The organism is Mycobacterium florentinum (assembly GCF_010730355.1).
In the GTDB taxonomy this organism is placed as follows: domain Bacteria; phylum Actinomycetota; class Actinomycetes; order Mycobacteriales; family Mycobacteriaceae; genus Mycobacterium; species Mycobacterium florentinum.
Genome location: NZ_AP022576.1, coordinates 1,217,323 through 1,242,225, shown reverse-complemented (window position 1 = coordinate 1,242,225; position 24,903 = coordinate 1,217,323). Strand labels below are relative to the sequence as shown.

Genomic DNA, 24,903 nt, shown 5'->3' with positions numbered 1-24,903 from the left:
CGGCGAATTAGCCTGATGGAATGTTCACCGGAATTGTCGAGGAACTCGGCGAGGTCACCGGCCGCGACGTGCTCGCCGACGCCGCCCGCCTGACCATCCGCGGGCCCGTCGTCACCGCCGACGCCGGCCACGGGGATTCGATCGCCGTCAACGGGGTGTGCCTGACCGTCGTCGAGCTGCTCGCCGACGGCCAATTCACCGCCGACGTGATGGCCGAGACCCTGGACCGGTCCAACCTGGGCGGGTTGCAGGTCGGCAAGCGCGTCAATCTGGAGCGCGCCGCCGCGGTCAACAGCCGGCTCGGCGGGCACATCGTGCAGGGGCACGTCGACGGCACCGGCCAGGTGGTGGCCCGCACTCCCTCTGAGCACTGGGAAGTGGTGCGCATCGAGATTCCCGCCGCGGTCGCGCGCTACGTCGTGGAGAAGGGGTCGATCACCGTCGACGGGATCTCGTTGACGGTCTCCGGGCTCGGCGCGCAACCGCGGGACTGGTTCGAGGTCTCGCTGATCCCGACCACCCGTGAGCTGACCACCCTCGGCGCCGCTCCGGTCGGCACCCAGGTGAACCTCGAAGTCGACGTGATCGCGAAATACGTCGAACGGCTGATGACCGCAAAGAACGAATGAGGGCCGTCGCGGCAATCGCCGCCGGCGCCCTGCTGTGGACCGCCTCGCTGTGCGGCGCCGGCAGCGCTTATGCCAACGCGGATCAGGAACAAGAGGCGTGTCAGCTCATGGATGATCCCGCCGGACATGATTTGGGCTATCAGCCGGCCGAATATGCCTTCATGGTGTTGCGCGGGAAGATGACGGCCGGGGACGCCCGAAACGTGATCTCGCTGGCGACCCAGGACTTCTGCCCGAATCACGTGATCGACTTACCGGCCGGCTGGCGCTAGAAAGCGAAACCCGCTCTGCCGCAAGTGAATTGCTGACCCCAGATAGGGGTGCGGGCGGCTTTGATCGGCAATTGAGGGTGTCGCCCTCGATCGCCTCATGCCCTTTTCGGGTGATCCCCGGCCGCAATATTGCCCCGGGCGAAAGATTTCATTTTGGTAACAATAGTCACGATCCCACTACACCATGGCGACACGCCTGTTCTAAATCCCCACGCGGCCCGTCGCGGGTCCATACTCAAGCGCATAGGGCGGCCGCCTTTATTACGCGAAGGACTATGCGAAGGAGCTGCAAAAATGTCCGTCGAAAGGTTGGCCGAGGCCGTCTACGAAGACCTCGCATTCGAAGCGGTAGCGACACTTGCCCCTCGTAAGGCCGAAGCGCAATCACGAGCGGTGTGGAGCAGGGAAGTCAACGACACCACCCTGACGATCGTCGAGCACCGGGTGCGCGACTACACGAGCTACGAATTGGTCGGCGACGACGGGCGCGACGTGTCGCTCGGGCGGTTCTCCACTTACCCCGCCGCCACCGCCGCGGTCAGCAAGTGGACGCACTTCATCGAGGTCGGCGGCTCGGTCGGCAGGTGGTTGGCCCACTACGCGGTCGATTGCGGTGGCGGCCAGGTCATCCAGATGCCGATGAGGCGCAGCGTTTAGCACGTCTCGCCAGCCGCCCAGTTGCCGCCAGCAGCCGCGGCCCGGCGCGGATATCGATCGTCGTGCGCTCAACAATTTCCGGTAAGAATCGTCACAACGCGCCCTGTCTCCCGGGCCCCCGGACGCGCGGTCACCGCTGGTCAGAACGGGTAGTGACGCGGCGGAACACCGGTATACGCAGGCACGACGAAGCAAGCTCCCCGCCGCCGGTATGAACGGCACGCGAATCCGCGCCGTCACTCTCTACGTGGTGCCCGAAGAAGGCGCAATAACCCTGTGCCCCGCGTGGTTCATACTTGATGCAATGCGCGGGCTTCGCGCGTTGCTCGGCACGAGAGCAAGGCAGCACAGATGACGAGGTTGGACTCCGTCGAAAGGGCGGTTGCCGACATTGCGGCCGGCAAGGCCGTCGTCGTCATCGATGACGAGGAACGCGAGAACGAGGGCGACCTGATCTTCGCCGCCGAGAAGGCGACGCCGGAGATGGTGGCATTCATGGTGCGCTACACCTCGGGCTACTTGTGCGTCCCGCTGGACGGCGCGATCTGCGACACGCTGGGCCTGCTGCCGATGTACGCGGTCAACCAGGACAAGCACGGGACCGCATACACCGTCACCGTCGATGCAAAAATCGGTGTCGGTACCGGGATTTCGGCATCCGACCGCGCCACCACGATGCGGCTGTTGGCCGACCCCACCAGTGTCGCCGACGATTTCACCCGCCCCGGCCACGTGGTTCCGTTGCGCGCCAAGGACGGCGGCGTGCTGCGCCGGCCCGGCCACACCGAGGCCGCCGTCGACCTGGCCCGGATGGCCGGCCTGCAACCCGCGGGAGCGATCTGCGAGATCGTCAGCCAGAAGGACGAGGGCTCGATGGCCCAGACCGACGAGCTGCGCGTCTTCGCCGACGAGCACGATCTGGCGCTGATCACCATCGCCGACATCATCGAGTGGCGGCGCAAGCACGAAAAGCACATCGAGCGGATCGCCGAGGCGCGCATTCCGACCCGGCACGGCGAGTTTCGCGCCATCGGCTACGCGAGCATCTACGAGGAAGTCGAGCACGTCGCGCTGGTGCGGGGCGACATCGCCGGGCCCAACGGTGAGGGCGACGACGTGCTGGTGCGGGTGCACTCCGAATGCCTGACCGGCGACGTGTTCGGCTCGCGGCGCTGCGACTGCGGGCCCCAGCTCGACGCGGCGATGGCCATGGTCGCGCGAGAGGGCCGCGGCGTGGTGCTCTACATGCGCGGTCACGAGGGCCGCGGCATCGGCCTGATGCACAAGCTGCAGGCCTATCAGCTGCAAGACGCCGGTGACGACACCGTGGACGCCAACCTCAAGCTTGGACTGCCGGCGGATGCCCGGGATTACGGGATCGGCGCGCAGATTCTCTCGGACCTCGGGGTCCGCTCGATGCGCCTGCTGACCAACAATCCGGCCAAGCGCGTGGGGCTGGACGGGTACGGGCTGCACATCATCGAGCGCGTCTCTCTTCCGGTGCGCGCCAACGCGGAGAACATTCGCTATCTGATGACCAAACGGGACAGGATGGGACACGACTTGGCCGGGCTGGACGACTTCCACGAATCCGTCCATCTGCCAGGCGAATTCGGTGGTGCTTTGTGAGCCGCGCCGGCGACGATGCAGAACGGCGTGATGCTGTGGGGGCACCTCCGGCTTGCGGGGGAGGGTGGCGCAAATGAGCGGAGTCGGCGTTCCGGAGGTGGGGGAGCTCGACGCGTCCGGCATGCGGCTCGGCATCGTCGCCAGCACCTGGCACAGCACCATCTGCGAAGCGCTGCTGGCCGGCGCCCAGAAAGTAGCCGCGAAGTCGGGCATCGACAGCCCGACGGTGGTCCGCGTGCACGGGGCGATCGAGATCCCGGTGGTGGCCCAGGAGCTGGCTCGCAACCACGACGCCGTCATCGCGCTCGGCGTCGTAATCCGCGGTGCCACACCGCATTTCGAATACGTGTGCGACGCGGTGACCCAGGGTCTCACTCGGGTTTCGCTGGACGCCGCCACACCGGTCGGCAACGGGGTGCTGACCACCAACACCGAAGAGCAGGCCCTGGACCGGGCCGGACTTCCGACGTCCGCGGAGGACAAGGGAGCTCAGGCGGCCGGGGCCGCGCTGACCGCCGCGCTGACATTGCGTGACCTGCGCGCTCGGTCGTGACGCGACTGTCGTCGCGCGCGGAGTGGGATGCCGAACTGCGTCCGCATTGGACACCGATCTTTGCCTACGGCGCGGCATTTCTGGTCGCTGCGGCGCACATTGCCGTCGGCTTGCTACTCAAGGTGAGCGCCAGCGGCGTGGTCTTCCAAACCGCCGACCAGGTGGCGATGGCAATTCTGGGTCTGGTCATCGCCGGCGTCATACTCCTGTTCGCCCGGCCCCGGCTGCGCGTCGGGCCCACCGGGCTGTCGGTGCGAAACCTGTTGGGAGACCGGCTAGTTCCATGGTCAGAGCTGGTTGGCGTGTCGTTTCCGGCCGGCAGCCGGTGGGCCCATATCGACCTGCCCGATGACGAGTACATCCCGGTGATGGCGATCCAGGCCGTCGACAAGGAGCGGGCCGTCGACGCGATGGACTCCGTGCGGTCGCTGCTGGCCCGCTATCGGCCCGACCTGCGCACGCGCTGAACAACGGGACCGACGACGTGAGATGAGGCCAGGGTGTTCGGGCACAGGTTATGGCTCGCTAGATGTACTGCCCAGGCAGGTTGGTTGAGGAAGTGTGACGACACGCTGTAGCGGTCGTTGATGGGTGAAGGTCTCCTGTCGTGGAGTGGAGCTGCTACCACTGCACCCACAACGAACAGGAGACCTTCGTGGTCCACGCTAATGCCGTATTGACCCCTCGTGGGCGGTTGTTGCTCGCGCGCCGCATTGTTGACGAAGGCTGGCCGATTGCCCGGGCAGCCGAACATTTCCGTGTGTCCTGGCCAACCGCCAAGCGTTGGGCTAGCCGCTATGTGGCCATGGGTGTGGTCGGGATGGGCGATCGGTCGAGCCGGCCACACCACTGTCCCAGCCGCACTCCAGAGGTTGTTGTCCGGCGGATCGTGGCGTTGCGGTGGCGGCACCGCCTCTCGCCGTTGGCGATCGCGTCGCGTCTGTCGATGCCGGCCTCGACGGTTCACGCGGTGCTGGTTCGGTGTCGACTGAACCGGTTGTCCCACATCGATATCCGCACGGGTGAGCGGATTCGCCGCTACGAGCACGAACACCCAGGCTCGCTGATCCACGTCGATGTCAAGAAACTGGGCAACATTCCTGTTGGCGGCGGGTGGCGGTTCGTCGGACGTGCGCAGGGCAGCAAGAATCGCGCGGCGACGCCTGGCATCCGCCGCAGCCGCAATCGCGATGAGCTGCTCGGCCACGCCTTTGTCCATACCGTCGTCGACGACCACTCCCGGGCGGCCTATGCCGAGATCCACGACGATGAAACCGCCGACACTGCTATAGCGGTCCTACGCCGAGCAGTGAGTTGGTTCCGCGCGCGGGGAGTCGTCGTTGAACGAGTGATTTCCGACAACGGCAGCTGTTATAAGTCCAAGGCCTGGCGACACGCGTGTTCAGAGCTCGGCGTCAAGCCAAAACACACCCGCCCATATCGGCCTCAGACCAACGGCAAAGCAGAGCGCTTCCACCGCACAATGGCAGCAGAATGGGCATTCAGCCGTCACTACCACAGCGAAGCCCAGCGCCGGTCCGCATTAGCACCCTGGCTGCATACCTACAATCACCATCGGCAACACTCAGCGATCGGGAAGGTCCCGCCCATCACACGGTTGACCAACCTGCCTGGGCAGTACAGCTAGAGCGACGGACTATTGCTCAATCGCTTTCGCGATCATCTGGCTCACTTCCGCTCCCTGTTCTGCGAGGATCGCAACCTCGCGTATAACGTGGTCATAAAATGCTTTGTTGCTAACACTTTCTTGATCGATCAGTCTGCGTACCAACTCGTAGTTCGCAACAGCCACCGCTAGCGCCTTATCCCTTACCGCTCGAGGGAGCGCGGCTGATCCGGTTACCCCACCGAGGCCAGGGCCCGAAACGTCGAGCATCACAATCGCCGTCTTGATCGAGGTGGCAACAAATCGCTCGCGTGTTGTCCGTGCTTCCTCTAGTGGGGGCCAGTCGCGTTGAAGCGACTCCAGGATTTCGCGCATTTCGGCTCCGGACATCTTCATCGGCCGCTCCAGCCTTTCGCTCGCATGGTCAGTCCAACAGCCAGAGCGACGGCATTGCCTTCGTCACTTTGCCTCGGCGAGTGAGACCGGGCGAGTACGCCATCCGCGGGAGATGATCGCCTGGGTCTTGCGGACGGCTGGTTCGGCGCCAGCGAGAATGTGCGTGTAGCGCTCGAGGAGGTGTTTGAACACTATCTGACCTTCCATGCGCGCCAAGGGTGCGCCAATGCAGAAATGGATGCCGTTAATAAAGGCGAGGTGCGGGTTATTGCGGCGGTCCAACCTGAACGAATACGGATCGGTGAAGACACGCGGGTCTTGGTTCGCGGAAGCAATTAGTTGCCAACATAATTCACCGGGACGCAGTGGTTGACCGCCCACCGTTGTTGGCTTGACAACTTTGCGCACCAGTAGGTGAAACGGGGGGTCGAGGCGAAGCATCTCCTCGATTCCGGCGGCCAGCAAGGCTGGATTACCGCGGAGTTCACGCTGCGCACAAGGGTTTTCGATCAACAACGTTACGCCGTTGCCGATGAGATTGGCCGTCGTCTCGTTCCCTGCGGCCAACAACAGCGCAAGTTGCGCAACCGCCCGGGTTACCGTCATCGGCGAACCATTTCCCAGCGGTGTGGTGCCTGCCAACGTGATCAGGTCGTCAGCGGGGTTGACCCGTCGGTACTCGACGAGGTCTGCGAGATAGTCGAATAGCTCCAGGCTAGTTGCGACGTACTGGTCGCGCTCCGCGCCGGCGATCGTCGGGTTGAAGGTGGCTACGAACGCGTCGGTCCAGCAGCGGAAGCGCTCGGTGTCCCCGGGCGGCACGCCCAGCATTGCGGCGATCACCGCGATCGGCACGACCGGGGCCAGCTCGGTCATCACATCGACGTCGGAGCCAGGTTCGAACTTATTCAGCGTGGCCGCAGTGACCTCCGTGATCACCGAATGCCAGCGTTGCAGGTAGCGCCGGGTGAAAGCGCCGCGCAGCATCGACCGGATTTCGGTGTGCGCGGGCGGGTCGGTCAGCATGAACTGCTGCACAAAAATGTCGAAGAACCGGCGATCCTCACCTACCGCTGGTCCGTACGCCCCGTCATGCAGGTCGGAATAGTATTCGCTAGAGAAGGTTTCGTGCTCGGTGTAGATGCGGCGAATGTCCTCGTAGCGGGTATACAGCCAGCCACCACCGAGTGCTCCGGCCCAGTGTATGCCGTTGTTGAGCTCGCGTAGTTCGTTGTACAGCGGGAAGGGATTCTGGATGCCACCGGCGACGATGGTGGATATCGATTCGCTGCTAGTAGGCATGCAGGATCTCCTCAGATGGCACGGGACGATGACATGTGTTGTTGGCCTGCTTCAGGCTTCTTCGCGTTAGGACAAGCTGGGCGCGCTCGATTCCCTCGTCCGGGTTGTCAACCCGACATACCTGGTCCTTGGCGGTTACCGTCGATATCCTGCGAAAGCCATGGGGGAGCGAGCTTCCGCACCTTGTTTTCGGTTGTGCTCCTGAAGGTTTCAATGACAGCGCCAACGAAGACGCGCAGTCGACCAAAGACCCGAGGATGGCCGCCCGGCAGATAGATGAAGATCACTCGCGGTGGCCTCGCCGTCGAGGGCAATGCGGAGGTAGGCGTGTACATGGGGTGGCTTTCTATCGTCGTTCTACGCCACCGACGCTAGGCCGAACTCGACTCGCCCGGCCAGATGGATTCGACGATGACGGTCATTGATCCGATCAATGACCGGTCGTTAGATGTTGGCGGACAACGTGGTCGCTCGTTCGCGCAGCCACTGATGGGCGGGATCTCGGTGCATCACCGGGTGCCAGTACATGTGCTCGACAATCGAGGGGATGCGGACCGGTGTGCGCAGCGTGCGCAGGTCGTCGCGGACGTGGCAGTGACGGAGTAGTCGTCGTTGTACAAACCCGAAATAGGGTGTGCCAGAGACGAACACTGGAACCATCGTGATACTTGCTGTGGCAAGCGCAATCCGCGGCTCGATTCCCATCTCAGCAAGCGCTTGGTCAACCAACGCTGGGCCGCAAGATTGGTCGTAATAGCAGACATACGGCAGGCTTTGCATCGCTTCGCGTTCCAAAGTACGGCCGGCCTCAAGATTCTGCTTGGCAACAACGGGCACGTAGTTGTCGGTGAACAACTGCCGGCGCCGGATATACGGCGCTTTCGAGGTCATGTACTGATCCGGAATGATTGCCAAGTCCAGCTGGGCACGCTCGATGGCGATCGATGTCGACAAATTGATCGGAACCACGTTCACGGTGACGTTGGGTGCTTCGCGGTGGAGCTGCTCTAGCAGCGGCCGCAACAGCACCAGGGTGACATAGTCGCTGGCGGCGATCGTGAAGGATCGATGGTCGGACGCCGGATCGAACGTCGGTCTGATTCTGAGCAAATGGTCCAGCTCGGCGAGTACATCGTGCACGGGATCGACCAAGGCGCGACCCAAGGGCGTGAGCTCGAGTATCTGGCCGTTCCGCACCAACAGGGGATCTTTGAACAACCTTCGCAGGCGCCTCAGCGCCGAACTCATCGCAGGCTGCCCGATCCCGATAGTTTCGGCAGCGCGCGTCACGTGGCGCTCATGGAGCAGCGCAGCCAATGCTGGAAGGAGGTTGAGGTCGGCGCGGCGTACGGCACCAGCGGCACCGACAACATCGCCCGACTCGTCCGGATTTGTCTCAGTCATACTCGCAGCCCTCCTCCGGTGACCTGCTCCACAGGTGTAACCGCCGATTGCGCGTATTCCTTCCACCTGCGTTCAATGGCACATCGCCTCGCGAGACCCACCTGGCCCCGCCAGGATGGGCGTATCGACTGTCGGTGCGAAATCTGTTGGGGGACAGACTAATTATCTGGTCAGATCTGGTCGGCGTGTCGTTCCCGGTCGGCAGCCGCTGGGCGCACATCGACCTGCCGGACGACGAGTACATCCCGGTGATGGCGATCCAGGCCGTCGACAAGGGCCGGGCCGTCGATGCGATGGACTCCGTGCGGTCGGCGCTGGCCCGCTATCGGCCTGACCTGCGCGCGCGCTGAACACCGAGAGCGACGACATCTGCCGTACGATCGCCCGATGGCACGGCAAATGCGCGGGGCTGTCGCGGCGTTCCTGATCGCGTTGACAACCTGCGCATGCACCACGTCGGTCAGCGGCCGTGCGATTCGCGCTCCCGAGCAGTCCCCACCCGGCGGTTCGACATCCGCCAACCCGTCGCCCGGACGGATCCCGGCGCGCGACTTGCTGCTGCAGGATGGCGACAGCACCCCGTTCGGGGTGGCGTCGGCGGTTCCGGTGGGTGCTACCTACTTCACCAGCGTGCAGCCCACCGAGTGCGCCGCGGCGATGCTGTTCAAGGGTTCGCCGCTGCCGCCGGCCCGCTCGGCCGACCATGCCGAATCGGAATACAAATTCAGCAGCCAGGCGCTGTATGCGGAATCGGCCGATGTGTACGACAAGAAGCTGAACGCCCACGACGTGGTGTGGAAGGGCTTTGGCGCCGTTGCGAAATGCCACGGCGACGCGATCGGCCATTCGTCCCTCGGCGATTTCCGGCCGATGCGGCTCAAATCCTTCGGCACCCCGTCCAGCGGTGTCCTGGTGTGGACCATGACCCGCCCGGATTGGACCTGCGACTACGGACTGGTCGTGGTCCCGCGCATCGCGCTGATGCTCTCGGCGTGCGACGTCAAACCCGGATTTCCGATGGCCGATTGGGCGGCGAAACGCCGAGCGCAGCTGGACAGCCGACCGGCCTGAAGTTTGCTCAGTAGTTCTTGCAGCTGATCATCATCTGCCGGAAGATCGGGAACGCCTGGTCGGCTCCCGGGTTGTTCTGGATCGCCTTGAGCAGGTTCACCCGCTGGTCCGGCGTCGAAGCCATGAACTGCTGCAGGAATTGCTGGTTCGGCGGCGATTGGTCGAGGTACTGCGCGGCCATCGGGTTTTCCGCGTGCACGGCCCGCATCGCCTGGTCATACGTGCAGGTGGTGTTCACCATCGGGCCGATGTCGGGGATGGCGGATGCGATCCCGGACCCCGCGGTCAGCGACAGTGCCAGACACCCAACCCCCACGGCCAGCCCGGCCAACGGTCGTTTGCTCATGTGTAGCTCCCTCCAGCTATTGCCACCCACTGTAGCGTCACAGCTAACCCGGTGCTTAGCCCGAACCGGGGCCCGCCAAACCGTCCGGTTTGTTTACGGCGGGCGAAAAGCGGTCGATTTCCGCCACGCGATCCCGATCCGCCGCCGCCCGTTTAGCGGCTACTAGCCTGGATACGTGCCAGATCCCGCCACGTATCGACCCGCTCCCGGATCCATTCCGGTCGAGCCGGGCGTCTACCGATTCCGGGACGCGCACGGGCGGGTGATCTACGTCGGTAAGGCCAAGAGCCTGCGCAGCCGGCTCACGTCATATTTCGCCGACGTCGCGAATCTGCACCCGCGCACGCGGCAGATGGTGACCACCGCGGCCAAGGTCGAGTGGACGGTGGTCAACACCGAAGTCGAGGCGCTGCAGCTGGAATACAACTGGATCAAGGAATTCGATCCACGTTTCAATGTGCGTTACCGCGACGACAAGTCTTACCCGGTGCTGGCCGTCACCCTCAACGAGGAGTTTCCCCGGCTGATGGTCTACCGCGGCCCACGGCGCAAGGGGGTGCGCTACTTCGGCCCGTACTCGCACGCGTGGGCGATCCGGGAGACCCTGGATCTGCTCACCCGGGTGTTTCCCGCGCGAACCTGTTCCGGCGGAGTGTTCAAGCGGCACAAGCAGATCGACCGCCCGTGTCTGCTCGGCTACATCGACAAATGCTCGGCGCCGTGCATCGGCAGGGTCAGCGCCGAGCAACATCGCCAAACCGTCGACGACTTTTGCGACTTCCTGTCCGGCCGCACCGACCGGTTCGCCCGCGAGCTGGAACAGCAGATGCACGCCGCGTCGGATCACCTCGATTTCGAACGGGCTGCCCGGCTGCGCGACGACCTCGGTGCACTCAAGCGGGCGATGGAGAAGCAGGCCGTGGTGCTCGGCGACGGCACCGACGCCGACGTGGTGGCGTTCGCCGACGACGACCTCGAGGCCGCGGTGCAGGTTTTTCACGTGCGCGGTGGCCGGGTTCGCGGCCAGCGCGGCTGGATCGTCGAAAAGTCCGCAGAGGCAGGCGATTCCGGTGAGGAGCAGTTGGTCGAGCAGTTCTTGACGCAGTTCTACGGCGATCAGGCGGAGTTGGGCGGCGCCGCCGACGAATCGACCAACCCGGTTCCGCGTGAGGTGCTGGTGCCGTGCCTGCCGTCCAATGCCGACGAGTTGACCAGCTGGCTGTCCGGGCTGCGCGGATCGCGGGTGGCGCTGCGGGTGCCGCGCCGCGGCGACAAGCGTGCGCTGGCTGAAACCGTGCAGCGCAACGCGAAAGAGGCTCTGCAGCAACACAAGCTGAAGCGGGCCGGTGACTTCAACGCCAGATCGGCTGCGCTGCAGAACATTCAGGATGCACTGGGGTTGGCCGATGCGCCGCTGAGGATCGAGTGTGTCGACATCAGCCACGTGCAGGGCACCGATGTCGTGGGCTCGCTGGTGGTATTCGAGGACGGTCTGCCCCGCAAGTCGGACTACCGGCACTTCGGCATCCGGGAAGCCGCCGGGCAGGGCCGCTCCGACGACGTCGCGTCCATCGCCGAGGTGACTCGGCGCCGCTTCTTGCGCCACCTCAGCGATCAGAGCGACCCGAATATACTTTCCCCGGAAGGCAAATCACGCAGGTTCGCCTATCCGCCCAATCTGTATGTCGTCGACGGCGGGGCGCCGCAAGTCAATGCGGCCAGCGCCGTTCTCGAGGAGCTCGGCATCACCGATGTCGCGGTGATCGGGCTGGCCAAGCGGCTGGAAGAGGTGTGGGTGCCGTCGGAGCCGGATCCGATCATCATGCCCCGCAACAGCGAGGGACTTTATTTGCTGCAGCGGGTGCGTGACGAGGCGCACCGGTTCGCGATCACTTACCATCGCAGCAAGCGATCCAAGCGAATGACCGCCTCAGCGCTGGATTCGGTGCCAGGATTGGGAGAACATCGCCGCAAGGCGCTGGTCACTCACTTCGGATCGATAGCCCGCCTCAAGGAGGCCACCGTCGACCAGATCACCGCCGTTCCGGGTATCGGCGTGGCAACGGCCACGGCCGTTCTCGAGGCGCTACGACCCGAGCCACCGGAACCACCCGGAGCCTCGGCATGACGAGTCACGACAGCGAGCAGTGGTCCGCGCAGGCGGAGCGGGGCGACGGCCACCCGGGTGACGCCGCCGGGATCGACGTCGTTCTGGTCACCGGACTGTCCGGGGCGGGGCGGGGTACCGCGGCCAAGGTGCTCGAGGACCTCGGCTGGTATGTCGCCGACAACCTGCCACCCCAGCTGATCACCCGGATGGTCGATTTCGGGCTGGCGGCCGGATCGCGGATCACCCAGCTCGCCGTCGTGATGGACGTGCGGTCGCGCGGATTCACCGGCGACCTCGACGAGGTCCGCAACGAACTGGCCACCCGCAACATCAACCCGCGCGTGGTGTTCATGGAAGCGTCCGACGACATGCTGGTGCGGCGCTACGAAAACAACCGCCGCAGCCACCCGCTGCAGGGCCAGCAGACGCTGGCCGAGGGCATCGCGGCCGAGCGCCGGATGCTGGCACCGGTGCGCGCGACCGCGGATCTGATCATCGACACCTCCACGCTGTCGGTGCGGGGCCTGCGGGAAAGCATCGAGCGCTCCTTCGGCGGTGCCGCGAGTTTGTCGACGAGCGTCACGGTCGAGTCGTTCGGCTTCAAGTACGGGCTGCCGATGGACGCCGACATGGTGATGGATGTGCGATTTCTGCCGAACCCGCACTGGGTCGACGAATTGCGGCCGCACACCGGCCAGCACCCCGCCGTGCGCGACTATGTGTTGGGCCAACCGGGGGCGGCGGAGTTCCTCGACGCTTACCATCGACTGCTATCTCTGGTTGTCGACGGCTATCGCCGGGAGGGCAAGCGCTACATGACGGTCGCGATCGGCTGCACCGGCGGTAAACACCGCAGCGTCGCGATCGCGGAGGCATTGATGCAGTTGTTGCGGGCCGATGAACAACTGTCGGTGCGGGTGCTGCACCGGGATCTGGGCCGCGAATGAGTCCACCACAGAGCGAGGGCATCGTCGCGCTGGGCGGTGGGCACGGCTTGTATGCGACGCTGTCGGCGGCGCGCCGGCTGACGCCCTACGTCACCGCCGTGGTGACCGTCGCCGACGACGGTGGATCGTCGGGCCGGCTGCGCAGCGAATTGGACGTGGTCCCGCCAGGGGATCTGCGAATGGCGTTGGCGGCGTTGGCATCTGACAGCCCTTACGGGCGACTGTGGGCGACCATCCTGCAGCATCGATTCGGCGGCAACGGGGCCCTGGCCGGGCATCCGATCGGCAACCTGCTGCTGGCCGGCCTGTCCGAGGTGCTGGCCGATCCGGTCGCCGCCCTCGACGAGCTGGGGCGCATCCTCGGCGTCAAGGGCCGGGTGCTGCCGATGTGCCCGATCGCGCTGCAGATCGAGGCCGACGTGTCCGGTCTGGAGGCCGACCCGCGGATGTTCCGGCTGATTCGCGGCCAGGTCGCCATCGCGACCACACCGGGAAAGGTGCGCCGGGTCCGGCTGCTGCCGCCGGATCCGCCGGCGACCCGGCAGGCCGTCGACGCGATCATGGCCGCCGACCTGGTGGTGCTGGGGCCCGGCTCCTGGTTCACCAGCGTGATCCCGCACGTGCTGGTCCCGGAGCTGGTCGCCGCGCTGCGGACCACCTCGGCGCGGCGCGCCCTGGTGCTCAACCTGGTGGCCGAACCGGGGGAGACGGCCGGGTTCTCGGTGGAGCGACATCTGCACGTATTGGCCCAGCACGCACCCGGGTTCACCGTCAACGACATCATCATCGACGCCGATCGGGTGCCGAGTGAGCGCGAGCGCGAGCAACTGCGCCGCACCGCGACCCTGCTAAAGGCCGAGGTCCACTTCGCCGACGTGTCCCGACCTGGTACACCTTTACATGATCCGGGCAAGCTTGCGGCGGCCCTGGACGGGGTCCGAACGGGCCGCACGGGTCCGGCAGCGCCTTCGGCGAAGGCCACCGCAGAGATTCGGGTTGACGGTGAAAGCTCAACGACGGGCGTGAACGGACCGGCTGGCAGCGGACCAAGGGGTGACGACGCGTGGCGATGACGACCGAAGTCAAGGACGAGCTGAGCCGCTTGGTAGTGAAATCGGTCAGCGCGCGACGAGCCGAGGTCACCTCGCTGCTGCGCTTCGCCGGCGGGTTGCACATCGTGGGCGGTCGCGTGGTCGTCGAGGCGGAGGTCGACCTGGGCAACATCGCGCGCCGGCTGCGCAAGGACATCTTCGACCTGTACGGCTACAACGCCGTCGTGCATGTGTTGTCGGCCAGCGGGATTCGCAAGAGCACCCGCTACGTGCTGCGGGTGGCCAACGACGGCGAGGCGCTGGCCCGCCAGACCGGGCTGCTCGACATGCGGGGGCGCCCGGTGCGCGGTCTGCCGGCCCAGGTGGTCGGCGGCAGCGTCGGGGACGCCGAAGCCGCGTGGCGGGGTGCCTTTCTGGCGCACGGGTCGCTGACCGAGCCCGGGCGTTCGTCGGCGCTGGAGGTCAGCTGCCCCGGCCCCGAGGCGGCGCTGGCACTGGTGGGCGCGGCGCGACGGCTCGGGGTCAGCGCCAAGGCCCGCGAGGTGCGCGGTGCCGATCGCGTGGTGGTGCGCGACGGCGAAGCGATCGGCGCGTTGCTGACCCGGATGGGCGCCCAGGACACCCGGCTGGTCTGGGAGGAACGCCGGATGCGCCGCGAGGTGCGGGCGACGGCCAACCGGCTGGCCAATTTCGACGACGCCAACCTGCGCCGCTCGGCACGGGCCGCGGTGGCCGCGGCGGCCCGGGTGGAGCGGGCGCTGGAGATCCTCGGCGACACCGTCCCCGACCATCTGGCCTCGGCCGGCAAGCTGCGCGTCGAGCACCGGCAGGCTTCGCTGGAGGAGCTGGGCCGACTTGCCGACCCTCCGATGACGAAAGATGCTGTGGCGGGACGTATTCGGCGTTTGCTGTCGATGGCCGACCGCAAGGCGAAGGTCGAAGGCATCCCTGACACCGAGTCGGCGGTGACGCCGGACCTGTTGGAGGATGCTTAACTGCTGCGACTGGGGGCACCTCCCGCTTGCGGGGGACGGCGAGGGGGAAACGGGGGCGCGTGGTGGGTTTGTTGGCGATTGCTCGACTTGGTTTGCTGGCGAGGACTACGGTCATCGCATGAAGCGGCTTTCCAGTGTTGATGCGGCGTTTTGGTCGGCGGAGACTTCGGGCTGGCACATGCATGTGGGCGCGCTGGCGATCTGCGATCCCAGCGATGCGCCCGACTACAGCTTTGCCCGACTGCGGGAAATTCTGATCGAGCGATTGCCGGAACTGCCGCAGTTGCGGTGGCGCGTCACCGGGGCGCCGCTCGGCCTGGACCGGCCCTGGTTCGTCGAAGACGAGGACCTCGACATCGACTACCACCTGCGCCGCATCGGCGTCCCCGGGCCCGGTGGCCGGCGCGAGCTCGAAGAGCTGGTCGGCAGGTTGATGTCCTACAAGCTGGACCGTTCCCGGCCGCTGTGGGAGTTGTGGGTGATCGAGGGCGTCGAGGGCGGCCGGACAGCCACCCTGACCAAGATGCATCACGCGATCGTCGACGGGGTGTCGGGCGCCGGGCTGGGTGAAATCCTGTTGGACATCACGCCGGAACCCCGTCCGCCGCAACAGGAGACGGTGGGGTCGCTGGTGGGACTCGAGATTCCGGGGATCGAGCGGCGCGCGGTGGGCGCACTGATCAACGTCGGCGTCAAGACGCCGTTCCGGATTGCCCGGTTGGTGGAGCAGACGGTGCGCCAGCAGATCGCCGCGCTGGGTCTGACCAGTCGCCCGCCGCGCTACTTCGAAGCGCCCAAGACACGGTTCAACGCCGCGGTTTCTCCGCACCGGCGGATCAGCGGCGCTCGCGTCGAGCTGGCCCGGGCCAAGGCCGTCAAGGACGCCTACGGCGTCAAGCTCAACGACGTCGTGCTGGCACTGGTGGCCGGCGCCGCCCGCGAATACCTACTGAAGCGCGACGAGCTTCCGGCCAAGCCGCTGATCGCGCAGATCCCGGTGTCCACCCGCACCGACGAGACCAAGGACGACGTCGGCAACAAGATCAGCTCGATGACGGCGTCGCTGGCCACCGACATCGACGACCCGGCGGAGCGGCTGCGCGCCATCCACGAAAGCACCACGAGCGCCAAGGTGATGGCCCAGGCATTGTCCGCGCATCAGATCATGGGGCTCACCGAGACCACGCCGCCCGGGCTGCTGCAGTTGGCCGCGCGGGCCTACACGGCCAGCGGGCTGTCGAGGAACCTGGCGCCGATCAACTTGGTGGTGTCGAACGTGCCGGGACCGCCGATGCCGCTGTACATGGCGGGCGCGAAGCTGGACATGCTGGCGCCCCTGGGACCGCCGGTGATGGACGTCGCGCTGAACATCACCTGCTTCTCCTATCAGGACTCGCTGGACTTCGGATTCGTGACGACACCCGAGGTCGCCAGTGACATCGACGAAATGGCCGACGCGATCGAACCGGCGCTGACCGAGCTGGAGAAGGCCGCGCCGGCGGGCTAGTCGCGGTTCAGGTAGGTCGTCGCGTACACCCAGGACAAAAAGCGCGCGACGGCCTCGGCCGATTTGTGGGCCCGCGGGGATCCGAAGATGTCGAAAGCGTGCTGTGCGTAAGGCAATTCGGCGTAGGCGACGGGGGACTTCGATACCGCTCGCAACTCCTCGACGAACTCGCGCGCCTCACCGACGGGAATCAGTGAGTCGTCGTGGCCGTGCAGTATGAAGAACGGCGGCGCATCGGCGCGCAGCTGCCGGATCGGTGACGCGTCGAGGTAGACCTCGCGGTGCGTCTCGAGTTTGCGCTTTACGACGAACTTTTCGAGCAGCTCGACGAACTCGCGACGGCCTTCGCCCGCGGTCGAGAACCAGTCGTAGCGCCCGTACACCGGCACCGCGGCGGTCACCGACGTGTCGGCGTCTTCGAAACCCGGCTGGAATTCGGGGTCATTGGGTGTCAGCGCGGCCAGCGCCGACAGGTGCCCGCCCGCCGAGCCGCCGGTGATCGCAACGAAATTCGGGTCGCCACCGTAGGCCGCGATGTTCTCCTTCACCCACGCCAGCGCCTTCTTGACGTCGACGATGTGGTCGGGCCAGGTGTGCTTCGGGGAAACCCGATAGCCGACCGACACGCACACCCAGCCCCGCGCCGCCAGATGGCTCATCAGCGGATAGGCCTGTGGGCGGCGCATCCCGATCACCCAGGCGCCGCCGGGGATCTGCACCAGCACCGGCGCCTTGGCGTCGCGGGGCAGGTCGCGGCGGCGCCAGATGTCGGCGCGGTTGGCGCGATGCGGACCGTAGGACACGACGTTGGTCTTCTCGACATAGTGCCGCCGCGCCACCGTGATGCCCAGCGGCAGGCTGAGCCGCCCTCTGCGCTCCGGCTTGTTCTGCGGCAGCGCGGCCACCGCCTCGGCGTAATCGGGTCCCAGCTGTTCGCGTAGCCCCGCCTCCAGCACCGGGCCGGGAGTGGTGACGTTGCGATGGCGAATCACCGCGAGGATCGCCCAGGAGGCCGCCGTCAGGGCCAGCGCCGCCTTGCCCCGCCGCCCGGCGAAGTCACCGCGGCGGCCGCGCCGCACTACGTCCAGCAACGAGCCGGCGAAATACAGGCCGGGCACTTCCGACGTCGGCCAGCCGAACCAGAACACCAGCACGGTGGTATAGCCCTTGCGGGCCAGCGGTCGTAATCCGTTGGCGGCGTTGGCCAATTCCAGCGCCGCGCGGGCCAGCGGCCGGGGCTTGAGCCGGCGCATCAGCCGTTCACCCGTGCTTGCAGTTCGGCGCGCAGGATCTTGCCGGTGCTGCCGCGGGGCAGCTCGTCGAGAACCGAAATCTCACGTGGCACTTTATAATTGGCGAGGTTATCGCGAACGTGTTGTTTGAGCGTCTCGGGCGTGGCCGCCGAGCCGGGCCCGAGCACCACGAACGCAGCCAGCCGCTGGCCGTACTGTTCGTCGTCCACGCCGATCACCACGGCTTCGGCCACTTCCGGGTGTGCGGCAAGCGTTTTCTCCACCTCGATCGGGTAGATGTTCTCGCCGCCGGACACGATCATCTCGTCGTCGCGGCCGACGACGAACAGCCGTCCGGCCTCGTCGACATAGCCGACGTCACCCGACGACATGAACCCGGCGTGGAAATCCTTCGTCTTGCCGGAGGTGTAGCCGTCGAATTGGGTGTCGTTGCGCACGTAGATGGTGCCGACCTCGCCGGTGGGCACCTCGTTGAATTCCGGGTCCAGGATCCGGATCTCGGTCCCGCCGGCCGGCTTGCCCGCGGTGTCGGGCGCGGCGCGCAGATCCGCCGGGGTGGCCGTCGCGATCATGCCCGCCTCGGTCGCGTTGTAGTTGTTGTAGATCACGTCGCCGAACTGATCCATGAACGAGATGACCACGTCGGGTCGCATCCGCGAACCCGACGCCGCGGCGAAGCGAAGCGACCGGCCGGTGTAGCGGTTGCGGACGTCGTCGGGCAGTTCCATGATGCGGTCGAACATCACCGGGACCACGGCCAGGCCGGTCGCCCGGTGGCGGTCGACGAGCTCCAGGGTGGCCTCCGGGTCGAACTTGCGCCGGGTGACGATCGTGCACGCCATCGACGCCGCGAAGATCAACTGTGAGAAACCCCACGCGTGGAACATCGGCGCCACTATCACGATCGTCTCCTCGGCGCGCCACGGCGTGCGGTCCAGGATCGCCTTGAGCGTGCCGATCCCGGCACCGCCGCCAGACTGCTTGGCGCCCTTGGGACTTCCGGTGGTCCCGGAGGTCAGCAGGATCATCTTGCCCTTGCGGCCGGTGCGCTCCGGCCGCTCGCCGAGGTGGCCGGCGATGAGCTTCCCTACCGTGAGCTCGTGCGGTCCGTCGGTCCACGCCACGATGCGGGTGGCGGCCGGCTTGTCGGCCAGCGCCCGGTCCACCGTGTCGGTGAACTCCTCGTCGTAGATGGCGGCGTCGACGCCTTCGCGGTTGACCACCTCGGCCATCGCCGGCCCGGCGAACGACGTGTTCAACAGCACAACGTCGGAACCGATCCGGTTGGCGGCCACCAACGCCTCGATGAAGCCGCGGTGGTTGCGGCACATGATTCCGATGACCCGTGGCCGGCCGCCCGGCAGGGCTTGCAGCGCGGCCGCCAGCGCGTTGATCCGCTCGTCGAGCTGCCGCCAGGTCAGCGTGCCGAGTTCGTCGATCACGGCGGGGCGGTCCGGGCAGCGCTGCGCGGCGCCGGCGAAACCGACCGTCATGCCCATGCCCTCGCGGCGCATCGCCGCGGCCATCTTCAGGTAGCGGTCGGGCCGCATCGGCGCGATCATTCCGGCGCGTCGCAGCGTGGCCACTACGCCCAAGACGCCGCGAGCCTGGTCCAGGGGAGAGGCCATGGCTCAGCCCAGAATCGGGAAGCGACGCTTGGCGGCGAGGTCTTTGAGGGCTTCTTGCATCACCGAGCGCACGTGCTCGTCGACCTCGTCGATGTCGGGGTCCTCGCCGAACTGCGCGGCGATGTCGATGGGTTCGAGCACCTGCGTGACGATCTTGGTAGGTAGCGGCACATTCGGTGGGACGACCGCGCTCAACCCGAACGGGAAGCCGAACGACACCGGCAGGATCGAGCTGCGCAGCAGGCGCTTGATGCCCAGCCGCTCGGCCAGCCAGGTGCCGCGGGTCAGATAGAGCTGCGTCTGCTGGCCGCCGATGGACACCGCGGGAACGATCGGCACGCCGGCTTCGATCGCGGTGCGGACATAGCCCTTGCGGCCGTTGAAGTCGATGACGTTCTCCGACATCGTCGGTCGGTACGCGTCGTAATCACCGCCGGGAAACACCACCACCACGCCACCGGATCGCAGGGCGCTGGCCGCGTTCTCGCGGTTGGCCCGGATATAGCCGAGCCGCCGGAACAGCCCGCCGGTGACGCCCATGAACAAGATGTCGTGGCTCAGCGTGTAGACCGGGCGGTCGTAGCCGAACTTCTCGTAGAAGTCGACGGTGAAGATCGGGACGTCCATCGGTAACATGCCGCCGGAGTGGTTGCCGACCACCAGTGCGCCGCCGGGCGGGAAGGTCTCCAGTCCGTGCACCTCGGAGCGGAAGTACCTCTTCAATACCGGGCGCAGCACCCCCATCAGGCGCTGGGTCAGACCGGGGTCGAATTTGCCGAGCTCGGGATCGTCACTGCCGGTATCGCTCGCTTCGCTCACCGAATGCCCCCTTTGGCGTCGCTCGAGAGTTCGCGCGTTGAGTCCCTAGATGGTAGCTAGGGCTTTCTAGTGGAGGGCTAACAGGCAAACTCTCTTGCCTTCTCGCGATCGCGCGCACTGTGATGGGCGGGGACAACGGGAGGGAAGGTGGCCGGCACGGTCGAGGTCGTTGCGGATCCCATGTCGGTGATCGCCCGCGAGATGGACCGCATCCGCGATGACTTCATCGCCGCGGTCTTCGAGGAGATCAGGGCCGAGAACGCACCGGGTGGTTGCGCGAGACGTTGTGTGAGTATCTGTCCCGAAGTCGCAATCATGTGGCGACGGCCTACGCAATACAGTTGCCTCCCAACATCATTCAGGAGGCCGTCGCGCGGGCCATGCACCTGTGCGGGCAGGCTTTCGGCGACCCCGACGCGATGTTCCGAGTACAGATCGCGCTGGAGGCCTGTCGGTGGATGGCTCCGACGCTGCTGCACATGGCCCAAGAATGTGCTTAGTAGCCACCGCCTCTCAGACCCCGAAGTAGTCACCGCCTCCGAGCGGCTGACCTGCCATTTGTCGCGTGCTAGCAAAAGCGACCTACGCTTCGTCGCCGAAGCGTATGGCGCTGGCCGGATTCGGGGGGTTATGGTTACCGCGCAAAACACTGAACTGCCAGTTGAGAGAAGAAAAGATGGACTTCGCTGGTTTGTCTGACGAGCGTGATGCGCGCTCGGTCACAGCCCACATTTCGAGTGGTGCCCGTGACCGCCGCGGACGTCAGCCTCGCGGCGCCGCAGTCCGTCCCGGCTCGGCACATGTCCATCAATCGGGCTCGGCGGTGACCGCGAGCCGTCCTGCCGGTGCTCTCGACCGCGCCACCGTTGTGTCCGACACGGCGGATCAGCGCCAGGCCGACTACTTTCTGCGTCTGCTCACTCAGAACCGCCGTTTGATCGACCAACGGATCGACAGCTACTACAACGCGATTGCCGTCGCCGAAGCCCGCGGCGACGCCGAAAGCGCGTGCGTTTTCCGGCGCGCCGCACGCGCCGAGGAGCAGGAGAGCACGGCACTGGACGGCCTGATCGAAAATCTGCAGCGCCGATTTGTGGCTCAGCCCACATCTGACGCCGCGCCGGCGCCGCGGCTCGTGGTCCACTAGGGCCGCAACGACCTACCGCAATCGCACCGCCTGACTCGGCAGGTGTCATCTAGCTCGGCGTTTGGCTCTCGAGGTTTCGGGACTGTTACCGGCCCAGCAACCGTTGCGACTACTGATCTAGGCTGACGGCCAGGGGTTCGACACCAGACTTGAAGACGAGGGAGACACAAGTGACAGTCCGAGTAGGCATCAACGGCTTCGGTCGAATCGGACGCAATTTCTACCGTGCGTTGTTGGCCCAGCAGGAGCAGGGCGGCGCTGACATCGAAGTGGTGGCGGTCAACGACATCACCGACAACAGCACCCTGGCGCACCTGCTGAAATTCGACTCCATCCTGGGCCGGTTGGCGCACGACGTCAGCCTCGAAGGCGAGGACACCATCGTGGTGGGCCCGGCGAAGATCAAGGCGCTGGCGGTTCGCGAGGGCCCGGCCGCGCTGCCGTGGGGTGATTTGGGCGTCGACGTCGTCGTCGAATCCACGGGCATCTTCACCGCCCGCGCCAAGGCGCAGGGCCACCTGGACGCCGGCGCCAAGAAGGTGATCATCTCCGCGCCCGCCAGCGACGAGGACATCACCATCGTGCTGGGCGTCAACGACGACAAATACGACGGCAGCCAGAACATCATCTCCAACGCGTCGTGCACCACGAACTGCCTCGGTCCGCTGGCCAAGGTCATCAACGACGAGTTCGGCATCGTCAAGGGCCTGATGACCACCATCCACGCCTACACCCAGGACCAGAACCTGCAGGACGGGCCGCACAAGGACCTGCGCCGCGCCCGCGCCGCCGGCCTGAACATCGTGCCGACCTCCACCGGCGCGGCCAAGGCCATCGGCCTGGTGCTGCCCGAGCTGAAGGGCAAGCTCGACGGGTACGCGCTGCGGGTGCCGATCCCCACCGGCTCGGTCACCGACCTGACCGCGGAGCTGAAGAAGTCGGCCACCGCCGACGAGATCAACGCCGCGATGAAGGCCGCGGCCGAGGGGCCGATGAAGGGCATCCTGAAGTACTACGACGCGCCGATCGTGTCGAGTGACATCGTCACCGACCCGCACAGCTCGATCTTCGACTCCGGCCTGACCAAGGTGATCGACAACCAGGCCAAGGTGGTCTCGTGGTACGACAACGAGTGGGGCTACTCCAACCGGCTCGTTGACCTGGTCTCGCTGGTCGGCAAGTCGCTCTAACCGTGGGCGTCCCAAACCTCGAAGATCTGCTGTCCGAGGGTGTTTCGGGTCGCGCCGTGCTGGTGCGCTCCGATCTCAACGTCCCGCTCAACGACGCCGGCGAGATCACCGACCAGGGCCGGATCACGGCGTCGGTCCCGACGCTGAAGGCGTTGCTGGATGGCGGCGCCAAGGTGGTGGTGACCGCGCACCTGGGTCGCCCCAAGGACGGCCCCGACCCGAAGCTGTCGCTGGCGCCGGTCGCCGCGGCGCTGGGTGAGCAATTGGGCCGGCACGTGCAGCTGGCCGGTGATGTCGTCGGGACCGACGCGCTGGCCCGCGCCGAGGGTCTGACCGACGGCGACATCCTGTTGCTGGAGAACATCCGCTTCGACCCGCGAGAGACCAGCAAGGACGACGGCGAGCGGTTGGCGCTGGCCAAGAAACTGGCCGAATTGGTTTGGCCGGGAGGCGCTTTCGTCTCCGACGGCTTCGGTGTGGTGCACCGCAAGCAGGCCTCGGTGTACGACATCGCCACGCTGCTGCCGCACTACGCCGGCACGCTGGTGGCCGACGAGATCGAGGTGCTCGAGCGGCTGTGCAGCTCGACCAAGCGTCCCTACGCGGTGGTGCTCGGCGGGTCGAAGGTGTCCGACAAGCTCGGCGTCATCGAGTCGCTGGCGACCAAGGCCGACAGCATCGTGATCGGTGGCGGAATGTGCTTCACTTTCCTTGCCGCACAGGGTTATTCAGTCGGTAAGTCGCTGCTCGAAGGGGACATGGTCCAGACCTGCCGCAACCTGCTGGACACCTACGTCGACGTGTTGCGACTGCCCGGCGACATCGTGGTGACCGAGAAGTTCGGCGCCGACTCGCCACCACAGTTCGTGGCCGCCAACGCGATTCCGGACGACCTGATGGGTCTGGACATCGGCCCGGGTTCGGTCAAGCGGTTCGCCGCGTTGCTGTCCAACGCCGCGACGGTGTTCTGGAACGGCCCGATGGGCGTCTTCGAGTTCCCGGCCTATGCGGCCGGCACGCGCGGTGTCGCCGAGGCGATCGTCGCGGCGACCGCGAAGGGCGCCTTCAGCGTGGTGGGCGGTGGTGATTCCGCGGCCGCCGTGCGTGCGCTCGGGATCCCCGAGGGTGACTTCTCGCACATCTCAACCGGCGGTGGCGCATCGCTGGAATATCTGGAGGGCAAGCAGCTGCCCGGCATCGAAGTGTTGGGTAGTGCCCAGCCGAGCGGAGGGGACTCGTGAGCCGTAAGCCACTGATCGCCGGCAACTGGAAGATGAACCTCAATCACTTCGAGGCCATCGCGCTGGTGCAGAAGATCGCATTCGCGTTGCCGGACAAGTACTTCGACAAGGTCGACGTCACGGTGCTGCCGCCGTTCACCAACCTGCGCAGCGTGCAGACCCTGGTCGACGGCGACAAGCTGCGGTTGACCTACGGCGCCCAGGACCTGTCCCCGCACGAGTCCGGCGCCTACACCGGCGACATCAGCGGCACCTTCCTGGCCAAGCTGGGCTGCAGCTACGTCGTCGTCGGCCACTCGGAACGGCGCACCTACCACAACGAGGACGACGCGCTGGTGGCCGCGAAGGCCGCCGCCGCGCTCAAGAACGGCCTGACGCCGATCGTGTGCGTCGGCGAACACCTCGATATCCGCGAGGCCGGCGAGCATGTCAGCCACTGCGAGAAGCAGGTGCGCGAGTCACTGGCCGGGCTCTCGGCCGACCAGATCGGCCAGGTGGTCATCGCCTACGAGCCGGTCTGGGCGATCGGCACCGGGCGGGTGGCCAGCTCCGGGGATGCCCAGGAGGTCTGCGGGGCGATCCGCCGGCAGCTGGCCGAGCTGGCGTCACCCAAGATCGCGGACACCGTGCGGGTGCTCTACGGGGGCTCGGTGAACGCGAAGAATGTCGGCGAGATCGTCGCGCAGAACGACGTCGACGGCGGGCTGGTCGGGGGAGCGTCGCTGGACGGGGAGCAATTCGCCACCCTGGCGGCCATCGCCGCCGGTGGTCCGCTGCCCTGAGCGCTGCGAGCGCCGGTTACGGCCGCTCGAGCGATAGCCGGTAAGCTGTCGCACATGGTTTTGGGCCTACAGATCACCCTGGTGGTCACCAGCATCCTGGTGGTGCTGCTGGTGCTGCTGCACCGCGCCAAGGGAGGCGGCCTGTCCACGCTGTTCGGTGGTGGTGTGCAGTCCAGCCTGTCCGGGTCCACGGTGGTGGAAAAGAACCTGGACCGGCTGACGGTGTTCGTGGTCGGCATCTGGCTGGTGTGCATCATCGGCATGGCGCTGCAGATCAAATACAAGTGACGTTGCTCAAGTAGCACTCACCCGTCGGCCGCTCGGCGGGCGCACTACCCGATCCGCA

At 66.2% G+C, this 24,903-nt stretch carries 26 protein-coding genes and 1 pseudogene; 20 read left to right on the top strand and 7 right to left on the bottom strand.

The features are described 5' to 3' along the window. Window positions 1-20 precede the first annotated feature (20 nt). The 7 genes from G6N55_RS05740 (at window position 21) to G6N55_RS05710 (ending at window position 5,388) form a co-directional block, all read left to right on the top strand. Window positions 21-629: a riboflavin synthase gene (locus G6N55_RS05740; protein ID WP_085222010.1), complete on the top strand. Its 609-nt coding sequence runs from the start codon at window positions 21-23 to the stop codon at window positions 627-629. Next, window positions 626-901: a hypothetical protein gene (locus tag G6N55_RS05735; protein ID WP_085222011.1), complete on the top strand. Its 276-nt coding sequence runs from the start codon at window positions 626-628 to the stop codon at window positions 899-901. The genes G6N55_RS05740 and G6N55_RS05735 overlap by 4 nt, the downstream gene beginning before the upstream one ends. Window positions 902-1,195: 294 nt before the next feature. Continuing rightward, window positions 1,196-1,558: a hypothetical protein gene (locus G6N55_RS05730; protein WP_085222012.1), complete on the top strand. Its 363-nt coding sequence runs from the start codon at window positions 1,196-1,198 to the stop codon at window positions 1,556-1,558. A 351-nt stretch (window positions 1,559-1,909) separates the two neighbouring features. Next, window positions 1,910-3,187, top strand: a complete 1,278-nt coding sequence (locus G6N55_RS05725; RefSeq protein ID WP_085222013.1) for a bifunctional 3,4-dihydroxy-2-butanone-4-phosphate synthase/GTP cyclohydrolase II — start codon at window positions 1,910-1,912, stop codon at window positions 3,185-3,187. A gap of 73 nt (window positions 3,188-3,260) precedes the next feature. Then, window positions 3,261-3,740, top strand: coding sequence for a 6,7-dimethyl-8-ribityllumazine synthase (gene ribH, locus G6N55_RS05720; RefSeq protein WP_085222014.1), 480 nt, complete (start codon window positions 3,261-3,263; stop codon window positions 3,738-3,740). A gap of 5 nt (window positions 3,741-3,745) precedes the next feature. Further along, window positions 3,746-4,207, top strand: coding sequence for a PH domain-containing protein (locus G6N55_RS05715; protein ID WP_139826824.1), 462 nt, complete (start codon window positions 3,746-3,748; stop codon window positions 4,205-4,207). A 188-nt stretch (window positions 4,208-4,395) separates the two neighbouring features. Further along, window positions 4,396-5,388: an IS481 family transposase gene (locus G6N55_RS05710; protein WP_163667700.1), complete on the top strand. Its 993-nt coding sequence runs from the start codon at window positions 4,396-4,398 to the stop codon at window positions 5,386-5,388. 9 nt (window positions 5,389-5,397) lie between these two features. Here the strand turns inward: G6N55_RS05710 and G6N55_RS05705 are convergent, their stop codons facing one another. From G6N55_RS05705 to G6N55_RS05695, 3 genes are all read right to left on the bottom strand, one after another. Further along, window positions 5,398-5,763, bottom strand: a complete 366-nt coding sequence (locus G6N55_RS05705; protein WP_085221777.1) for a hypothetical protein — start codon at window positions 5,761-5,763, stop codon at window positions 5,398-5,400. A gap of 63 nt (window positions 5,764-5,826) precedes the next feature. Further along, the gene (locus G6N55_RS05700; RefSeq protein WP_085221778.1) at window positions 5,827-7,065 is read right to left on the bottom strand and encodes a cytochrome P450; all 1,239 of its coding nucleotides are present in this window, start codon (window positions 7,063-7,065) and stop codon (window positions 5,827-5,829) included. A gap of 444 nt (window positions 7,066-7,509) precedes the next feature. Continuing rightward, window positions 7,510-8,469 carry a LysR family transcriptional regulator gene (locus G6N55_RS05695; RefSeq protein WP_085221779.1) on the bottom strand — a complete coding sequence of 320 codons (960 nt, stop codon included), beginning with the start codon at window positions 8,467-8,469 and terminating at the stop codon, window positions 7,510-7,512. Between the two features lie 128 nt (window positions 8,470-8,597). Here G6N55_RS05695 and G6N55_RS05690 point away from each other — a divergent pair. Continuing rightward, window positions 8,598-8,819 (top strand): annotated as a pseudogene (locus tag G6N55_RS05690) (PH domain-containing protein); the annotation flags it as partial. A gap of 37 nt (window positions 8,820-8,856) precedes the next feature. Continuing rightward, window positions 8,857-9,540, top strand: a complete 684-nt coding sequence (locus G6N55_RS05685) for a hypothetical protein (RefSeq protein WP_085221780.1) — start codon at window positions 8,857-8,859, stop codon at window positions 9,538-9,540. 7 nt (window positions 9,541-9,547) lie between these two features. Here the strand turns inward: G6N55_RS05685 and G6N55_RS05680 are convergent, their stop codons facing one another. Then, window positions 9,548-9,886: a hemophore-related protein gene (locus tag G6N55_RS05680; protein ID WP_085221781.1), complete on the bottom strand. Its 339-nt coding sequence runs from the start codon at window positions 9,884-9,886 to the stop codon at window positions 9,548-9,550. A gap of 175 nt (window positions 9,887-10,061) precedes the next feature. On the opposite strand from G6N55_RS05680, the gene uvrC reads away from it, so the two are divergent. From uvrC to G6N55_RS05655, 5 genes are all read left to right on the top strand, one after another. Beyond that, window positions 10,062-12,014: an excinuclease ABC subunit UvrC gene (gene uvrC / locus G6N55_RS05675; protein WP_085221782.1), complete on the top strand. Its 1,953-nt coding sequence runs from the start codon at window positions 10,062-10,064 to the stop codon at window positions 12,012-12,014. After that, a complete protein-coding gene (gene rapZ / locus G6N55_RS05670) occupies window positions 12,011-12,943 on the top strand; it encodes an RNase adapter RapZ (RefSeq protein WP_085221783.1) in 933 nt (310 codons plus the stop codon). The genes uvrC and rapZ overlap by 4 nt, the downstream gene beginning before the upstream one ends. Continuing rightward, a complete protein-coding gene (locus tag G6N55_RS05665) occupies window positions 12,940-14,016 on the top strand; it encodes a YvcK family protein (RefSeq protein ID WP_085221784.1) in 1,077 nt (358 codons plus the stop codon). The genes rapZ and G6N55_RS05665 overlap by 4 nt, the downstream gene beginning before the upstream one ends. After that, window positions 14,013-14,990: a DNA-binding protein WhiA gene (gene whiA / locus G6N55_RS05660; protein ID WP_085221868.1), complete on the top strand. Its 978-nt coding sequence runs from the start codon at window positions 14,013-14,015 to the stop codon at window positions 14,988-14,990. Before G6N55_RS05665 ends, whiA begins: the two co-directional genes overlap by 4 nt. Window positions 14,991-15,108: 118 nt before the next feature. After that, window positions 15,109-16,497 carry a WS/DGAT/MGAT family O-acyltransferase gene (locus G6N55_RS05655; protein ID WP_085221785.1) on the top strand — a complete coding sequence of 463 codons (1,389 nt, stop codon included), beginning with the start codon at window positions 15,109-15,111 and terminating at the stop codon, window positions 16,495-16,497. Here the strand turns inward: G6N55_RS05655 and G6N55_RS05650 are convergent. Genes G6N55_RS05650 through G6N55_RS05640 form a run of 3 tightly spaced genes read right to left on the bottom strand, consistent with a single transcriptional unit; the run spans window position 16,494 to window position 20,122 of the window. Continuing rightward, complete coding sequence (locus G6N55_RS05650) at window positions 16,494-17,750, bottom strand: alpha/beta hydrolase (RefSeq protein ID WP_085221786.1); 1,257 nt, start codon at window positions 17,748-17,750, stop codon at window positions 16,494-16,496. The two genes, G6N55_RS05655 and G6N55_RS05650, sit on opposite strands and share 4 nt — an antisense overlap. After that, window positions 17,750-19,378 carry an acyl-CoA ligase FadD12 gene (gene fadD12, locus G6N55_RS05645; RefSeq protein ID WP_085221787.1) on the bottom strand — a complete coding sequence of 543 codons (1,629 nt, stop codon included), beginning with the start codon at window positions 19,376-19,378 and terminating at the stop codon, window positions 17,750-17,752. The genes G6N55_RS05650 and fadD12 overlap by 1 nt, the downstream gene beginning before the upstream one ends. 3 nt (window positions 19,379-19,381) lie before the next feature. Then, complete coding sequence (locus G6N55_RS05640) at window positions 19,382-20,122, bottom strand: lysophospholipid acyltransferase family protein (protein ID WP_085221869.1); 741 nt, start codon at window positions 20,120-20,122, stop codon at window positions 19,382-19,384. 347 nt (window positions 20,123-20,469) lie between these two features. On the opposite strand from G6N55_RS05640, the gene G6N55_RS05635 reads away from it, so the two are divergent. From G6N55_RS05635 to secG, 6 genes are all read left to right on the top strand, one after another. After that, window positions 20,470-20,697 (top strand): helix-turn-helix domain-containing protein, encoded by a 228-nt coding sequence (locus tag G6N55_RS05635; RefSeq protein WP_139826802.1) that lies wholly within the window; start codon window positions 20,470-20,472, stop codon window positions 20,695-20,697. 65 nt (window positions 20,698-20,762) lie between these two features. Then, window positions 20,763-21,344 (top strand): hypothetical protein, encoded by a 582-nt coding sequence (locus G6N55_RS05630; RefSeq protein WP_232078930.1) that lies wholly within the window; start codon window positions 20,763-20,765, stop codon window positions 21,342-21,344. 170 nt (window positions 21,345-21,514) lie between these two features. After that, complete coding sequence (gap, locus tag G6N55_RS05625) at window positions 21,515-22,534, top strand: type I glyceraldehyde-3-phosphate dehydrogenase (protein ID WP_085221790.1); 1,020 nt, start codon at window positions 21,515-21,517, stop codon at window positions 22,532-22,534. A 2-nt stretch (window positions 22,535-22,536) separates the two neighbouring features. Then, window positions 22,537-23,775 carry a phosphoglycerate kinase gene (locus G6N55_RS05620; protein WP_085221791.1) on the top strand — a complete coding sequence of 413 codons (1,239 nt, stop codon included), beginning with the start codon at window positions 22,537-22,539 and terminating at the stop codon, window positions 23,773-23,775. After that, a complete protein-coding gene (gene tpiA, locus G6N55_RS05615; protein ID WP_085221792.1) occupies window positions 23,772-24,557 on the top strand; it encodes a triose-phosphate isomerase in 786 nt (261 codons plus the stop codon). Before G6N55_RS05620 ends, tpiA begins: the two co-directional genes overlap by 4 nt. A gap of 54 nt (window positions 24,558-24,611) precedes the next feature. Next, a complete protein-coding gene (gene secG, locus G6N55_RS05610; RefSeq protein WP_085221793.1) occupies window positions 24,612-24,845 on the top strand; it encodes a preprotein translocase subunit SecG in 234 nt (77 codons plus the stop codon). Window positions 24,846-24,903: the final 58 nt, after the last annotated feature.

Coding starts and splice junctions, on each gene's coding strand:
- G6N55_RS05740 (WP_085222010.1), top strand. CDS start 21: ATGTTCACCGGAATTGTCGAGGAACTCGGCGAGGTCACCGGCCGCGAC.
- G6N55_RS05735 (WP_085222011.1), top strand. CDS start 626: ATGAGGGCCGTCGCGGCAATCGCCGCCGGCGCCCTGCTGTGGACCGCC.
- G6N55_RS05730 (WP_085222012.1), top strand. CDS start 1,196: ATGTCCGTCGAAAGGTTGGCCGAGGCCGTCTACGAAGACCTCGCATTC.
- G6N55_RS05725 (WP_085222013.1), top strand. CDS start 1,910: ATGACGAGGTTGGACTCCGTCGAAAGGGCGGTTGCCGACATTGCGGCC.
- ribH (WP_085222014.1), top strand. CDS start 3,261: ATGAGCGGAGTCGGCGTTCCGGAGGTGGGGGAGCTCGACGCGTCCGGC.
- G6N55_RS05705 (WP_085221777.1), bottom strand. CDS start 5,763: ATGAAGATGTCCGGAGCCGAAATGCGCGAAATCCTGGAGTCGCTTCAA.
- G6N55_RS05700 (WP_085221778.1), bottom strand. CDS start 7,065: ATGCCTACTAGCAGCGAATCGATATCCACCATCGTCGCCGGTGGCATC.
- G6N55_RS05695 (WP_085221779.1), bottom strand. CDS start 8,469: ATGACTGAGACAAATCCGGACGAGTCGGGCGATGTTGTCGGTGCCGCT.
- G6N55_RS05685 (WP_085221780.1), top strand. CDS start 8,857: ATGGCACGGCAAATGCGCGGGGCTGTCGCGGCGTTCCTGATCGCGTTG.
- G6N55_RS05680 (WP_085221781.1), bottom strand. CDS start 9,886: ATGAGCAAACGACCGTTGGCCGGGCTGGCCGTGGGGGTTGGGTGTCTG.
- rapZ (WP_085221783.1), top strand. CDS start 12,011: ATGACGAGTCACGACAGCGAGCAGTGGTCCGCGCAGGCGGAGCGGGGC.
- G6N55_RS05665 (WP_085221784.1), top strand. CDS start 12,940: ATGAGTCCACCACAGAGCGAGGGCATCGTCGCGCTGGGCGGTGGGCAC.
- whiA (WP_085221868.1), top strand. CDS start 14,013: ATGACGACCGAAGTCAAGGACGAGCTGAGCCGCTTGGTAGTGAAATCG.
- G6N55_RS05655 (WP_085221785.1), top strand. CDS start 15,109: ATGAAGCGGCTTTCCAGTGTTGATGCGGCGTTTTGGTCGGCGGAGACT.
- G6N55_RS05650 (WP_085221786.1), bottom strand. CDS start 17,750: ATGCGCCGGCTCAAGCCCCGGCCGCTGGCCCGCGCGGCGCTGGAATTG.
- fadD12 (WP_085221787.1), bottom strand. CDS start 19,378: ATGGCCTCTCCCCTGGACCAGGCTCGCGGCGTCTTGGGCGTAGTGGCC.
- G6N55_RS05640 (WP_085221869.1), bottom strand. CDS start 20,122: ATGGGGGTGCTGCGCCCGGTATTGAAGAGGTACTTCCGCTCCGAGGTG.
- secG (WP_085221793.1), top strand. CDS start 24,612: ATGGTTTTGGGCCTACAGATCACCCTGGTGGTCACCAGCATCCTGGTG.